The sequence below is a fragment of the Streptomyces sp. NPDC047000 genome, from assembly GCF_040644295.1.
GTDB lineage: Bacteria > Actinomycetota > Actinomycetes > Streptomycetales > Streptomycetaceae > Streptomyces.
The window spans coordinates 86,376-100,528 of record NZ_JBEYWE010000004.1 but is presented as its reverse complement, the minus strand read 5'-3'; the positions used below and the strand labels follow the sequence as shown (position 1 = coordinate 100,528).

Here is a 14,153-nt window from a genome sequence, read left to right as displayed (position 1 = left end):
TCATCCCTGGGTCTTCTGGATAGCTTCGCGAAGCACTTGGCGGTCGTCGAAGGGACGTACCACCCCGGCGATGTCCTGGCCCTGCTCGTGGCCCTTGCCCGCGACCAGCACGGTGTCCCCGGGCCGCGCGCGGGCGACGGCGGCGGCGACGGCGGCGGCCCGGTCCTCGTACAGGACGACGTCGCCCCGTTCGTGTGCCGGTACGGACGCGGCACCCTCGAGCATGGCCGCGAGGATCGCCAGGGGGTCCTCGGAGCGCGGGTTGTCGGAGGTCAGTACGGCGGTGTCGGCGAGCCGCGCGACGGCGGCGCCCATCGGGGCGCGTTTGGTGCGGTCGCGGTCACCGCCGCAGCCCAGGACGACGTGCAGCCTGCCCTCGGTGACCTCGCGCAGGGCGCGCAGCACCGATTCGACGGCGTCGGTCTTGTGGGCGTAGTCGACGACCGCGAGATACGGCTGTCCGGCGTCCACGCGTTCCAGGCGGCCCGGCACGCCCGGTACGGCGGCGACCCCGTCGGCGGCGGTCTGCGGGTCGAGGCCCGCCGCGGCGAGGGCGGCGATCGCGGCGAGGGTGTTCGCCACGTTGAAGGGGCCCGGCAGCGGTGACACGGCGGCGATCCGCTCGCCCTGGGGCCCCACCGCCGTGAACGACGAGTCCATCGGACCGATCCGCACCTCCTCGGCGCGCCAGTCGGCGTCGGTCCGGCCCTCGGCGGAGTAGGTGACGACGGGGACCGCCGCCTCCTTCACGAGCCGGCGGCCGTACTCGTCGTCGGTGTTGACCACGCCGAGTCTGCTGCGGGCCGGGGTGAACAGTTGCGCCTTGGCCCGGTAGTAGTCCTCCATGCCGGAGTGGAACTCCATGTGCTCCGGGCTGAGGTTGGTGAAGACGGCGACGTCGAAGACGCAGCCGTCGACCCTGCCGAGCACCAGGGCGTGGCTGGAGACCTCCATGGCGACCGCGTCCACGCCGCGTTCGCGCATGACGGCGAACAGGGCCTGGAGGTCGGTGGCCTCGGGGGTGGTGCGCTCGGACTTGACGCGCTCGTCGCCGACGCGCATCTCGACCGTGCCGATCAGGCCGGTGCGGTACGTGGTCCGGAGGCCGCCCTCGACGAGGTAGGCGGTGGTGGTCTTGCCGGAGGTGCCGGTGATGCCGATCTGGAGGAGATCGCCTCCCGGCCGGCCGTAGACGGTGGCCGCGAGTTCGCCCATGCGGCCGCGCGGGTCGTCCACGGTCAGTACCGGAAGGCCGGTGGCGGCGGCGCGGGCGGTGCCGGACGGGTCGGTCAGCACGGCGACCGCGCCGAGTCCGGCGGCCTGGGCGGCGAAGTCCGCGCCGTGCGCACGGGCGCCCGGCAGCGCGGCGTACAGATCGCCGGGGCGGACGGCGCGCGAGTCATGGGTGATGCCGGTGACCTCCGCGGGGGTGTCGGGGGCGGCGGCACCCAGCTGATCGGCGAGCTCCGCGAGGGGGGTGGCGGAGACCTGAACCGGTCGTGGCGGTCCCGGGTAGGTCACGGAAACGCCCTTCTGGGTGGTTTGGAACTGATCAGCGTGTGGCACGGCGGTGAGCGTACCGGGCGTACCCGCCTGCGGGCGAAGCGGAGGCGGGGGCGGGATGGGGTTCCCGGGGTCGGGAGTGATCATGGTCACGGGCGTTCCTGGCTGGTTGCGCTGATCAGTGACGGTTTCTGGCCTTGGTGAGGGGCGGGTCAGGGGCGGGTCAGGGGCGGTTCAAGGGGTGTAGGAGACGGGCAGGTTGGCGGCCTTCGCCCCGGTGGGCGGGACCTGGAGGGACTTCAGCGCGAACTCCATCACCTGCTTGAAGACGGGGCCGCAGATCTGGCCACCGAAGTAGCTGCCCTCGGTGGCGTTCTGGATCGCGCAGTAGACGGTGACGCGGGGCTGGTCGGCGGGGGCGAACCCGGCGAACGAGGAGGTGTAGCCGCGGTACTTGCCGGTGGCCGGATCCACTCGGTTCGCGGTACCGGTCTTGCCGGCGACACGGTAGCCGGGGATGCGGGCCTTGGCGCCGGTGCCCTGTTCGTCGTCCACCACGGACTCCAGCATCCGGGCGACCGAGCGGGCGGTCTTCTCGCTGACCACCCTGGTCTTCGCGGGCTTCGCGGCGGCGGTGAAGCGTCCCTGGGCGTCCTCGGTGCCGCGGACCAGGGTCGGTTCGACACGGACGCCGCCGTTGGCGATGGTCGAGTAGACGGAGGCGGCCTGCACCGCGTTGAGGGACATGCCCTGGCCGAAAGGGATCGTGTACTGCTGCGAGGTCGACCAGGAACCCGGGGGCGCGAGGATGCCCTTCGTCTCGCCGGGGAAGCCGAGGCCGGTGTAGCTGCCGAGGCCGAACTTGCGCAGGTACGAGTACAGGACCCGGTTGGCCTCCGGCTGGGTCCTGCCGAGCTGTCCGGCGGCCAGGATCGTGCCGATGTTGCTGGACTTGGCGAGCACGCCGTTGAGCGTCAGGTTCCAGGTCGGGTGGTCCACGTCGTCCTGGAACAGCCGGTCGCCGCGGTGCAGCCGGTTCGGCACGACGACATGGGTGAGCGGGGTCGCGGCGTTCTCCTCGAGGACGGCGGCCATCGACATGACCTTGGCGGTGGAGCCGGGCTCGTAGGCGTCCTGGAGCGCCGCGTTGCCCAGGGCGGCGGGGTCTGCCTCGGAGAGGTCGTTGGGGTCGAAGCCGGGCGAGTCGGCCATGGCCAGGATCTCCCCGGTACGGGTGTCCTGGACGACGACGTAGCCCCGGTCGGCCTTGGACTGCCCGACCTGCTCGGTGATGGCCTTCTGCGCGGCCCACTGGATGTCGCGGTCGATGGTGAGCTCGACGTCCGAACCCGACACCGCCGGTGTCTCGGTGGAGCCCGCCGTGGGCACCTCACGTCCGCCGGCCTGCGCGTAGCGGATCTTGCCGTCCTTGCCCGACAGCTGCGCGTTCAGCTGCTGCTCGATACCGCCGCCGCCCCTGCCCTCGGCGTTGACCCAGCCCAGTATCCCGGCGGCGAGGTCGCCGTTGGGATAGACCCGCTTGCTGCTGGGGTCCGAGAAGACACCCGCGAGCACGTTCACGACCGGCTTGCCGCCGCCGGCCTTCGCGGCGAGCCCGGCCTTGAGGTCCTTGATCTGCTTCCACACCTGCGGGGTCTGCCGGCGGGCGAGCAGCACGTAGCGGGTGTCCTTCGTCCGCAGCTTCTTCACCAGCGCCGGTTTCTCCTGGCCGAGGACCGGTGCGAGGAGGTCGGCGGCCCGCTCGGGCCCGTCGTCGATGCCGAGCTGTTTCCGGGTGAACATCGTGGGGTCGGCCGTGATGTCGTCGGCGTCCACGCTGATGGCCAGGGCCACTCCGTCGCGGTCGGTGATCCCGCCCCGCTCGGCCGCCAGCGTGTGCACGACGTAGCGGTTCTGTTCGGCCTTGGCCGCGTAGGCGCTCGCGTCGACCGCCTGGACCTGAAGCAGCCGTACGACGAACATCAGCAGCACCAGCGTCAGCGCGAAGCCGACGAGGCGCAGCCGGGGCCGCGGGCTGCCGAGCCGGATGATCTTCGGCGCGGGCCGCGGCGCGCCCGGCCGCCGTACGGGCCGGGCCCCGGGCCCGGGCCGTTGTCCGCCGCCCGCCCGGGGCCGGGCGGGCGGGGGCACACGACGCCGTGGCGGTTGCCTGTCGGTCACTTCCGTCACCTGCCGGGGGTCGGGGTCGGGGTGGCCGTGAGGGTCGCCGGGAGCGCGGGGGCGGCCGAAGGGGTCGCCGGGAGCGCCGGGGCGGCCGAAGGGGTGGCCCGGAGCACGGGGGCGGCCGGCGGGGCGGTGGTGCGGAGGGCCTCGGGGGCCAGGACCAGGGGGGCGGCGGCCGCCGCCGGGGCGGGGCTCGGGGAGCCCTTCACCGTGCCGTCGGGGTTCAGGAAGGCCGGGTCGCCGCCGGGGACCATGCCGAGTTCCCGGGCCCGGCGCTCCAGGGCGTCGGGCGCGGAGTAGGAGTCGACGTCCCGCTGGAGGGCCTGTTCCTCGTCGGTGAGGTTCTTGGTGTCCTTCTGGAGATCGTCCATCCGGAACGCCCCCGCGCTGAGCGCCGAGTTCAGCATCAGCAGCCCGATCAGGCCGCCGCCGAGGAGCAGCACGACGAGCAGGACGAACGGCGTCCTGGCGGCCCGTCCCCGGCCCGCCGGGAACAGCCGGGCGAGCCGCGCGGCCCGGCCCTTCAGCTCGGGTGTCCCGCTCACATGCCCTCCCGGGAGCCGGTGGCCGCCCGGCGGCTCACGCCGGAGGGCACCGGCGGCGCCCCTCGCCCCGCCTGCGCGGCATGGTCCGCCGGACAGGCCCTGGGCCCGCCCGCGCCGCCCCGCACGCCCGTCATCGCGCTCGCTCCACGATCCGTCCGATCCCTACTCCACGGCTTCCCTGATGCGTTCGGCCCCGCGCAGCCGGGCCGGGGCCGCGCGCCGGTTCGCGGCGACCTCGTCCTCGGTGGGAAGTTCGGCACCACGGGTGAGCAGCTTGAGCCGGGGCTGGTAACGCTCGGGCACGACGGGCAGACCGGGCGGGGCGGTGGTGGCGGCCCCTGCCGCGAACACCTGCTTGACCAGCCGGTCCTCCAGCGAGTGGTACGAGAGCACGGCGATCCGTCCGCCGACGGCGAGTGCGCCGACGGCGGCCGGGATCGCCCGTTCCAGCACGGCGAGTTCGCCGTTGACCTCGATGCGCAGCGCCTGGAAGGTGCGTTTGGCCGGGTTGCCGCCGGTGCGCTTGGCGGCCTGCGGCAGCGCGTCCCGGATCAGCTCGACCAGCCGCGCGCTGGTGGTGAACGGCTCCTTCTCGCGTTCCCGCACGATCGCGGAGACGATCCGCTTGGCCTGCTTCTCCTCGCCGTACGCGCGGAGGATGCGCACCAGGTCACCGGGCGGGTAGGTGTTGAGGACCTCGGCCGCGCTCATGCCGGCCGTCTGGTCCATGCGCATGTCGAGCGGGGCGTCCTGCGCGTAGGCGAACCCGCGCTCCGCCTCGTCGAGCTGCATGGACGACACGCCGAGGTCGAACAGCACGCCCTGGACGCGCGGGATGCCGAGCCTGCCGAGCACGGCGGGCAGTTCGTCGTAGACGGCGTGCACCAGGGTGGCGCGTCCGCCGAACGGCGCGAGACGCTCGCCGGACAGGCGCAGTGCCTCCTTGTCACGGTCGAGCGCCACGAGCCGGGCCTCGGGGAACCGGGTGAGCAGCGCCTCGCTGTGGCCGCCGAGACCGAGTGTGCAGTCGACGACCACGGCCCCCGGGGCGGTGAGGGCGGGGGCCAACAGGTCCAGGCAGCGCTGGAGCATCACCGGGACATGTCGAGTGTTGCTCAAGGGGCCCTCTCAGGTCCGGCGGGCCGGACGCACCACCGGGTCCCCGCCCGCTCGGCCGTGAAGGGGGCCCGCCGGCGCCGGAGGCGTCGGCCGGCCGCGAGCGGGAGGAGGCCGGGCCGTACGTACGCGCCGCGCACGCGGGTGAACTCCAAAGCGTCACCGGGGTCCCCGGGACGGCAGCAGGGGGAGCCTCGCCTCCCGCTCCGCGTCACTTTAGTCGACCGTGTCGCGCGGTCAATCAACCGGCTGCGCGTCGCGCCCCGTCCCGGGCCGTCCCGTGATTCCTTCGGAATCACCCGTACGGTCCAGCGCTCGCCCTTCGTGTGGGGTTATTCACAACAAGTCACGATGACGTTCTTTGTCCCGTTCCACAGCAGGACCGAACGGCCCTTGACCAGTACGGTCGTGACTATGACGACTTCCGCAGCAGTTCCCGCCGGGTCTGAAGGCGCCATAACGGGCGGCGGCACCGTGACGGACCGCCTCGTCGAGGCCAATCAGCGCTACGCCCACGCGTTCACCGATCCCGGCATGGACGCCCGTCCCGTCCTCCAGGTGGCCGTGGTCGCCTGCATGGACGCCCGTCTCGACCTGCACGCCGCGCTCGGCCTGTCGCTGGGCGACTGCCACACGGTCCGCAACGCGGGCGGTGTGGTCACCGACGACGTGATCCGCTCCCTGACCATCAGCCAGCGCGCGCTCGGCACCCGCAGCGTGGTCCTCATCCACCACACCGGCTGCGGTATGCAGTCCCTCACCGAGGACTTCCGGCACGACCTGGAGATGGAGGTCGGCCAGCGTCCCGCCTGGGCGGTGGAGGCGTTCCGCGACGTCGAGCAGGACGTACGGCAGTCCATGCAGCGGGTGCGCACCTCGCCGTTCCTGCTGCACACGGACGACGTGCGGGGCTTCGTCTTCGACGTGCGGACCGGTCTGCTGACCGAGGTCGACCCGGCCTGACGGACGGGGCGTCCGGATGTGCCGGCCGGACGGGCCGGACGGTACATCCGGTCATCCACAAGGCGACACTCTGCGCAAAAAACCGGCAAGGCGGACATTCCGAGGCCAGTTGTCCACAGGCGAGTGACACGAACCGGTAACGGCAACAAGAATGCGCTTGTGGCGTCACGCGGAACTCTTCACGCGTGGTGTTCGTGTTTCGGGGAGGGCCGGTCCGCACCGCAGAGCGTCGGCCCGGTAAGAACGGGCCGAGGAGGGCCGGGTGACGACCTATGACGATCGGGCGAGCCAAGGGGGTGCCCCCGCTCGGACGTACGCGAGGGCGGGGGAGGACCTGACCGCCGTCGCGGAGCGTGTCCGCGGTTCGGTGGAGCGGGTGATCGAGGGCAAGCCCGAGGTCGTACGGCTCTCGCTGACCGTGCTGCTCGCCGAGGGGCATCTCCTCATCGAGGACGTCCCCGGCGTCGGCAAGACCATGCTCGCCAAGGCGCTCGCCCGGTCCATCGACTGTTCGGTGCGCCGTATCCAGTTCACGCCCGACCTGCTTCCGTCGGACATCACCGGCGTTTCCATCTGGGACCAGCAGCGGCGGGACTTCGAGTTCAAGCCGGGCGCGATCTTCGCCCAGATCGTGATCGGCGACGAGATCAACCGCGCCTCGCCCAAGACCCAGTCGGCGCTCCTGGAGTCGATGGAGGAGCGCCAGGTCACCATCGACGGGCAGACCTACGAACTGCCCAGCCCCTTCATGGTGGTGGCCACGCAGAACCCGGTCGAGATGGAGGGCACCTATCCGCTGCCGGAGGCGCAGCGCGACCGTTTCATGGCCCGTGTCTCGGTCGGCTACCCCAGCGCCGAGGCCGAGCTGCAGATGCTGGACGTGCACGGCGGGGTCTCCCCTCTGGAGGATCTCCAGCCGGTGGCGCACGCGCACGACATCCTGAAGCTGGTCGAGGCGGTGCGCGGCGTCCATGTCGCCGAGCCGGTACGGCGCTACGCGGTGGACCTGGTCGCCGCCACCCGCACGCACCCGGAGCTGAGACTCGGCGCCTCCCCGCGCGCGACGCTGCATCTGCTGCGCGCCGCGAAGGCGTCCGCCGCGCTCTGCGGCCGGGACTACGCGGCGCCGGACGACATGAAGGCCCTCGCCGTGGCCGTCCTGGCGCACCGGCTGCTGCCCACCGCCCAGGCCCAGCTCAACCGGCGCACCTCCGAGCAGATCGTGCAGGAGATCCTGCAGCGCACCCCGGTGCCCACGGCGCCGGCGCGGCAGAGCGGCTTCGGCGGCGGGCCGGGCCGCGGGGCGCCCGCGTACGGCCGGCCGCCGCGGGGGCTGTGATGACCTCCCCGGGGCCGGCGGGCCGGCCGGGCCCGGACCGCGGGGAGAAAGGCGGCGTACGGACCGCGCTGGCCGGTCTGACCACCCGTGGCCGTTCCTTCCTGGCGGCCGGGATCGCGGCGGGGATCTGCGCGTACGTGCTGGGGCAGAGCGATCTGCTCCGGGTCGGGCTGCTGCTCGCCGTGCTGCCGCTGATCTGCGCGGGGGTCCTGTACCGCACGCGGTACCGGGTCGCCGCCAGCCGCCGGCTCTCCCCCTCGCGGGTGCCCGCGGCGGGCGAGGCGCGCGTCCATCTGCGGATGGACAACGTGTCGCGCATGCCCACGGGGCTGCTGATGCTCCAGGACCGGGTGCCGTACGTGCTCGGGCCGCGGCCCCGTTTCGTGCTGGACCGGGTGGAGCCGGGCGGCCGCCGTGAGGTGTCCTACCGGGTCCGCTCCGATCTGCGGGGCCGCTATCCGCTGGGGCCGCTCCAGCTGCGGCTGACCGACCCGTTCGGGATGTGCGAACTGACCCGCGCCTTCTCGACGTACGACACGCTGACCGTGGTCCCGCGGGTCGAGCCGCTGTCCCCGATCCGCCTGAGCGGCGAGACGAGGGGCTACGGCGACGGGCGGCAGCGCTCGCTGGCCCTGGCGGGCGAGGACGACGTGATCCCGCGCGGATACCGCCACGGCGACGATCTGCGCCGGGTGCACTGGCGTTCCACCGCACGCTACGGCGAGCTGATGGTGCGCCGTGAGGAGCAGCCCCAGCGGGCCCGCTGCACGGTGCTGCTGGACACGCGCGGGAGCGCCTTCCGGGGCGCCGGGCCCGACTCGGCCTTCGAGTGGGCCGTCTCGGGCGCCGCGTCGGTGCTGGTGCACATGCTCGAGCGCGGCTTCGCGGTACGGCTGCTCACGGACACCGGGAACTCGGTACCCGGCGAGGGCACCGACGGGTTCGCCGGTACCGGTCAGCAGTCGGCGGACGCGGCGGGGCTGATGATGGACACCCTCGCGGTGATCGACCACTCCGACTGCGAGGGCCTGTCGCCGGCCTACGACGTGCTGCGCGGCGGCAACGAGGGGCTGCTGGTGGCCTTCTTCGGCGACCTCGACGAGGAACAGGCGGCGGTGGCCGCGAAGATGCGCCGGCGCAGCGGGGGCGCGGTGGCGTTCCTGCTGGACGGCGACGGGTGGGGCCGCAGGCCGGACGAGGTGCCCGCACCCGCCCGTTCCCCGGAGGAGCGGCTGCGGATGCTCCGCGAGGCGGGCTGGACGGCGGTGAGGGTGCCGCGCGGCACCTCCCTGGAGGCGCTGTGGCGCCAGGCCGACCACGAACGCACGGGCCCCGGCACCGGAGACCGCGACGTGAGTGAGGTACGGACATGAGCGGGCAGGCCCGGGTGGCGTTGTGTGCGGCCGCGGCCACGCTGGCGGCGGCCTGCGCCATGCTGCCGCTGGTCTCCCCCGCGACCTGGCTGATCCAGGCCGCCTTCCTGCTCGCGGTGCAGTCCGGGGTGGGTGCGGCGGCGCGGCGGGTGCCGCTGGCGAGGCCGCTGACCGTGGCCGCGCAGGCCCTGGTGACGCTGCTCCTGCTGACCCTGGTCTTCGCCCGCGCGTACGCCTTCGCCGGGCTGCTGCCCGGCCCGGACGCCTTCCGGCACCTCGGCGGCCTGTTGCAGACGGGCACGGACGACGTGAGCCGGTACGCCATCCCGGCACCGCTGTCCGACGGCATCCGGCTGATGCTGATCGGCGGGGTGCTGCTGATCGGTCTCCTGGTGGACACCCTCGCGGTGACCTACCGCAGCGCGGCCCCGGCCGGTCTGCCGCTGCTCGTGCCGTACGTGGTCGCGGCGGGGCTGTCCGGCGGCGGCACGGACTGGCTGTGGTTCCTGGTGGCAGCCGCCGGTTATCTGACGCTGCTGCTCGCGGAGGGCCGGGACCGGCTCGCGCGGTGGGGGCGGGTCTTCGGCGGGGCGCCACGCGCGCCCGGGGAGCCGTCCCCCGGTGCGGTGGCGCCGGTGCGCACCGGCCGCCGGATCGGCGCGGTCGCGCTGGGTGTGGCTCTGGTGGTGCCGGCCGCGCTGCCCGCGATGCACGGCGGGCTGCTGGACGGTGCCAGGACCGGCATCGGGGTGGGCATCGGCCGGGGCGGCACGGCGGTCGACCCGGTGGTGGCGCTGCGCGACAACCTGAACGTGGACGAGGACCGCACGGTCCTGAAACTGCGGACCACCAGCGACGACCTCTCCTCCCTGTATCTGCGCATCGTCTCTCTGGACATCTTCGACGGCACCACCTGGAAGGCGTCCCCGCGGCCCGGCACGTCCGTGCCGGATCCGCTCCCGACGCCGCCGGGCCTCGGCTCCGGCGTCAGGAGCACCCGGGTCACCACCCGGGTCGTGGCGGCGGAGTCGTACGTCCAGGACTGGCTGCCGATGCCGTATCCGCCGAGCGAGGTCACGGTCGGCGGCAACTGGCGGTACGAACCGGTGGGCATGCTCCTGGCCGGTGTCCGGGGCCAGACGACCAGCGGCGTGTCGTACACGGTCACCAGCCTGGCCGTGCAGCCGACCGCGGAACAGCTGGCGGGGGCGCCGGAGCCGTCGAAGGCGTTCGAGCGCGAGTACACCCGGGTGCCGGACTCGCTGCCGTCGGTGGTGGAGCGGACCGCCCGTCAGGTCACGGAGGGCGCGAGCAGCCACTACGAGGAGGCGGTCAGGCTCCAGGACTGGTTCTCCCTGACGGGCGGCTTCCAGTACGACACCTCGGTCAAGGTCGGCACGGGCACGAACGCGATAGCCAACTTCCTGCGGGACAAGGAGGGCTTCTGCCTCCATTTCTCCTTCGCGATGGCGGCGATGGCCCGCACCCTGGGCATTCCGGCGAGGGTCGCGGTGGGCTTCCTGCCGGGCGCGCAGCAGGCGGACGGCTCGGTGTCGGTGGGGCTGAAGGACGCGCACGCCTGGCCCGAGCTGTACTTCGAGGGCGTCGGCTGGACCCGCTTCGAGCCGACGCCCAGCCGGGGCACGGTGCCGTCGTACACGCAGTCCACGACGCCCGGCGGCACCGTCCCGGATCCGGGCCTGCCGTCCCGCGCGGTGGGCCCGTCGGCCTCCGCGGCGCCCTCGGCGACCGAGAGCTGCACGGCGCGGCAGCGCAAGCTGGGCGCGTGTCCGAGCGAGTCGGCGCAGATCGCGCTCGTGCGGGACGGGGGCGGCCCGACGTGGTGGCTGACGGTGCTGCTGGCGCTGGGTGTCCTCGCCGCCCTGGCGATCCCGCTGGCGCCGATGCTGTGGAGGCTGCGGATCCGGGCGGTACGGCTCAGCGCGCGCGGCCGCACGGAGGCGGACGCGGCCCTGCACACGCTGGCGGTCTGGCAGGAACTCACGGACACCGCTTGGGACTTCGGGATCCTCCCGGACGACTCACAGACCCCGCGCGGCGCCGCGGCCCGCCTCGTCCGGCTGGGGCGTCTGGATCCGGTCGCGGCGGCGTCGGTGCACCGGATCGCGGACGCGGTGGAGCAGGTCCTGTACGCGCCCCGGCCGCGTCCGGTGCCGGGGCTCGCTCAGGAGGCACGCCGGGTCCTGACGGCCCTGCGGGCCTCCGCCGGCCGGGGCACCCGGCTGCGGGCCCTGTTCGCGCCCCGCTCGGCCGTCCGCATGGCGTGGTCGTTCTCGGCCCGCCGGGCGGCACTGACGGCGCGGGTCAAGGCCGTTCTCCCGGTACCGAGGCTGCGCAGACCGTCGGGGCAACGGGGCTGAGACCGGCGCTCCGGCGACGCGGGCGTGAGGCCGGCCGGGCGGGCCCGAGCGGCACGGTGGACCGGCCGGAAGCGGGTTGCCCAGGACCGGTTCGGCCGAACCGGGTGGCCCAGGACCGCATGGGCCGGGACCGGGTCGGGCAGGGCCGGGTCGGTCGGTGAAGGCGCGGGCGCGGGCGCGTGGATTCGGGTCAGGGATGCGCGTGAGGGGCGGTCACCGGTCGGTGACCGCCCCTCACGGACGTCTGCGGCCGAACCCCGGCGGGCGGCCGTCCCGCTCTACTGGCCCTGCTCGTCGCGGCGGCGCTGCCAGCGCTGTTCGATGCGGTCCATCACGGAGCGCTTCTGCTTCGGCCGGCGACGGGCGTGCGGGGCACCGGCGGGCTGCTCGCCCGGCTTGGGGGCCTTGCGCCAGCCGGTGACGGCGAGCACCGCGCAGCCGAGCATCACGAGGAAGCCGACCACACTGACCGGGATCTGCTGCGCGACCACACCGGCCATGAGGAGCGCAATACCCACGAGGAAGCCAGCGACCGCCTGGTAGACCCGCCGCCGGGTGTACGTACGCAGCCCGCTTCCCTCGAGCGCTGACGCGAACTTGGGATCTTCGGCGTACAGCGCTCGCTCCATCTGCTCGAGCATGCGCTGCTCGTGCTCCGAGAGCGGCACGGAGTCCTCCTCATCGTGCAGTCGCCGGGGCGACCCGGGGGGTCCCTTCAGGATAGGCAGGGAATCGCCCCCGTGAAACCCGCCCCTCTGCGCCAATTGGCCAACCGGATCCCGCCACGGACGTCCCGGCCCACTGAGGCTTCCATTCCCCCGTGGCCGACCCGTCATGCCAGGTGTTCCACCTCGATCATACGGCCCAGGTCGCCCGTTCGGGCGGTCTGTGGCGTACTCCATCCACGGACAAGGCCCTGATCAGGGGCCGCGCCCCGGGAGGGGACTCAGACCCCCTCCGCCCCGTGGGCCCCTTGTGTCTCGCCGAGCACATGGAGCTGGGTGGCCACGGAGCGGAACGCCGGCAACTCGGCCGCCGCCTCCTCCAGCTTGAGCAGGGCCTCCAGCGCGCCGGGCTCGGTGTCGACGAGGACGCCGGGTACCAGGTCGGCGAAGATCCGTACGCCGTGCACCGCCGCGACCGTGAGGCCCGCGCCCTCGACCAGCCCGGTGAGCTGCTCGGCGGTGAAGCGCCGGGGCACGGGGTCACCGGCGCCCCAGCGGCCGTCGGGGTCGGCGAGGGCCTGGCGGGCCTCCTTGAAGTGACCGGCGAGGGCCCGGGCGAGCACGGCGCCGCCGAGCCCGGCGGCGAGGACGCTGAGCACGCCGTCGGGACGCAGCGCGGCCACCGCGTTGCGGACGCCCTCGGCGGGGTCGTCGACGTACTCCAGCACGCCGTGGCACAGCACGACGTCGTGGCGGCCGCGCTCGACCACGTCGAAGAGCCCGTGGGCGTCGCCCTGGACGCCGCGGACCCGGTCGGCGACACCGGCCTCGGCCGCGCGGCGCTCCAGCGCGAACAGGGCGTTGGGGCTGGGGTCGACGACGGTGACGCGGTGGCCGAGACGGGCGGCGGGCACCGCGAAGTTACCGCTGCCGCCGCCGGTGTCGAGGACGTCCAGCGACTCCCGTCCGGTCGCCTTCACCCGGCGTTCGAGGGCGTCCTGGAGGACCTCCCAGACCACGGCGGTGCGGAGCGCGGCGCGGGGCCGGGAGGGGTCGGAGCGCGGCGACGTCGTGGGAGGGCGGTGGTCCGACACGGCAGTTGACTCCTCGGCGCAGCACCGCCACTTGCCCGGCGGCGCGAACGGGGGCGCCTCCCGCCCCCGCAGGCGGGGAGGAGGGAGGCCATAGGCACTGTCCACCCTATTGCCTCAGCCCCTGCCAGGTCGCCGCGACGACCCGCGCCGCCCCCTGTCTCGCAGAACGGACGCAGAACGGACGCAGAACGGACGCCGGGCGGACGCCGGGCGGGAGCCGTAGGGGCGGCCGGCGGGCCCGGGGCGGTCAGCCCGCGTCCGGGAGGTCGCTCCCGGGGTGCCGGCCCGGACGGGGGACGTCGGGCGCCTCCGCGTCCGGGCGGGGCTGGGGCAGGACCGGCTGGAGTACCAGCATGCGCTCCACGAGGCGGATGAACATCTCCACGTCACGTATCAGGTCGTCCGCGTCCCGACGGCTGGCCGCGCCCCGGATGCCCGCCTCGGCACGCGCGCGGCGGCGGGCGCCGGAGGCGAACAGCGCGCTCCATTCGGTGAGTTCGGGCGCTATCTCGGGGAGTACCTCCCAGGCGCTCCGGATGCGGGCCCGGCGGCGCGGAGCGGTCTCCGGGCGGCCCCGTGCGGCCAGCACCGCCGCAGCGGTGCGCAGGGCGGCGAGGTGGGCGGTGGCGTAGCGCTCGTTGGGCGCCTCGAAGGCGTCGGCCTCGTCGAGACCGGCCCGTGCCTGGGCGAGCAGGTCGAGGGCGGCGGGCGGGGCCGTGGCCCTGCGCAGCACGGGGTGGACGTCGCTCGCCGGGCCGGTCAGTGAGGGGGCAGGGCCGCTGGCGCGGCGCCGGTGGGCGGCGGCTCCGTGGTGGCTGGCCATGACGAACCTCCTGTCGTCTGGGTGACGGCACGCCCTGACACATGGTGCCGTATGTGCCCATCGTGAGGTATGCCACTGACAATCCGTTCTGACCTGCGGTTTTGCTTCGAGCGCAAGTTCGGGTTAGTTTTTGAACTGACCAGTCAGTTCAAAAACCTGGCTCGCCG

11 protein-coding genes are annotated in these 14,153 nt (G+C 73.8%); 4 read left to right on the top strand and 7 right to left on the bottom strand.

Annotation, left to right across the window (positions count from 1 at the left end; all coding sequences use genetic code 11):
* The 4 genes from ABZ862_RS09210 to rsmH form a co-directional block, all read right to left on the bottom strand.
* Positions 1-1,656, bottom strand: a complete 1,656-nt coding sequence (locus ABZ862_RS09210) for a UDP-N-acetylmuramoyl-L-alanyl-D-glutamate--2,6-diaminopimelate ligase (RefSeq protein WP_360954797.1) — start codon at positions 1,654-1,656, stop codon at positions 1-3.
* Positions 1,657-1,737: 81 nt separating this feature from the next.
* Positions 1,738-3,684: a penicillin-binding protein 2 gene (locus ABZ862_RS09205; protein ID WP_360954794.1), complete on the bottom strand. Its 1,947-nt coding sequence runs from the start codon at positions 3,682-3,684 to the stop codon at positions 1,738-1,740.
* 5 nt (positions 3,685-3,689) lie between these two features.
* A complete protein-coding gene (locus ABZ862_RS09200; RefSeq protein WP_360954791.1) occupies positions 3,690-4,232 on the bottom strand; it encodes a septum formation initiator family protein in 543 nt (180 codons plus the stop codon).
* A gap of 162 nt (positions 4,233-4,394) precedes the next feature.
* Entirely contained in the window at positions 4,395-5,351 is a 957-nt protein-coding gene (gene rsmH / locus ABZ862_RS09195; protein WP_360954788.1) for a 16S rRNA (cytosine(1402)-N(4))-methyltransferase RsmH, read from the bottom strand.
* 411 nt (positions 5,352-5,762) lie between these two features.
* Between rsmH and ABZ862_RS09190 the strand changes: the two genes are divergently transcribed.
* From ABZ862_RS09190 to ABZ862_RS09175, 4 genes are all read left to right on the top strand, one after another.
* Complete coding sequence (locus ABZ862_RS09190) at positions 5,763-6,311, top strand: carbonic anhydrase (protein WP_360954785.1); 549 nt, start codon at positions 5,763-5,765, stop codon at positions 6,309-6,311.
* 334 nt (positions 6,312-6,645) lie between these two features.
* A complete protein-coding gene (locus ABZ862_RS09185; RefSeq protein WP_360955497.1) occupies positions 6,646-7,650 on the top strand; it encodes a MoxR family ATPase in 1,005 nt (334 codons plus the stop codon).
* Positions 7,650-9,023 carry a DUF58 domain-containing protein gene (locus ABZ862_RS09180; RefSeq protein ID WP_360954782.1) on the top strand — a complete coding sequence of 458 codons (1,374 nt, stop codon included), beginning with the start codon at positions 7,650-7,652 and terminating at the stop codon, positions 9,021-9,023. The genes ABZ862_RS09185 and ABZ862_RS09180 overlap by 1 nt, the downstream gene beginning before the upstream one ends.
* Entirely contained in the window at positions 9,020-11,404 is a 2,385-nt protein-coding gene (locus ABZ862_RS09175; RefSeq protein WP_360954779.1) for a DUF3488 and transglutaminase-like domain-containing protein, read from the top strand. Before ABZ862_RS09180 ends, ABZ862_RS09175 begins: the two co-directional genes overlap by 4 nt.
* A gap of 278 nt (positions 11,405-11,682) precedes the next feature.
* Here the strand turns inward: ABZ862_RS09175 and ABZ862_RS09170 are convergent, their stop codons facing one another.
* The 3 genes from ABZ862_RS09170 to ABZ862_RS09160 form a co-directional block, all read right to left on the bottom strand.
* The gene (locus ABZ862_RS09170) at positions 11,683-12,072 is read right to left on the bottom strand and encodes a DUF3040 domain-containing protein (RefSeq protein WP_360954776.1); all 390 of its coding nucleotides are present in this window, start codon (positions 12,070-12,072) and stop codon (positions 11,683-11,685) included.
* A 278-nt stretch (positions 12,073-12,350) separates the two neighbouring features.
* Positions 12,351-13,163, bottom strand: coding sequence for a methyltransferase (locus ABZ862_RS09165; RefSeq protein ID WP_360954773.1), 813 nt, complete (start codon positions 13,161-13,163; stop codon positions 12,351-12,353).
* A 247-nt stretch (positions 13,164-13,410) separates the two neighbouring features.
* Positions 13,411-13,986 (bottom strand): SAV_6107 family HEPN domain-containing protein, encoded by a 576-nt coding sequence (locus ABZ862_RS09160; protein WP_360954770.1) that lies wholly within the window; start codon positions 13,984-13,986, stop codon positions 13,411-13,413.
* Between the last annotated feature and the right edge of the window lie 167 nt (positions 13,987-14,153).

What these genes read in the sequence shown, in the direction of transcription:
- ABZ862_RS09190 (WP_360954785.1), top strand. Translation starts at nt 5,763, where the DNA reads ATGACGACTTCCGCAGCAGTTCCCGCCGGGTCTGAAGGCGCCATAACG.
- ABZ862_RS09180 (WP_360954782.1), top strand. Translation starts at nt 7,650, where the DNA reads ATGACCTCCCCGGGGCCGGCGGGCCGGCCGGGCCCGGACCGCGGGGAG.
- ABZ862_RS09175 (WP_360954779.1), top strand. Translation starts at nt 9,020, where the DNA reads ATGAGCGGGCAGGCCCGGGTGGCGTTGTGTGCGGCCGCGGCCACGCTG.
- ABZ862_RS09160 (WP_360954770.1), bottom strand. Translation starts at nt 13,986, where the DNA reads ATGGCCAGCCACCACGGAGCCGCCGCCCACCGGCGCCGCGCCAGCGGC.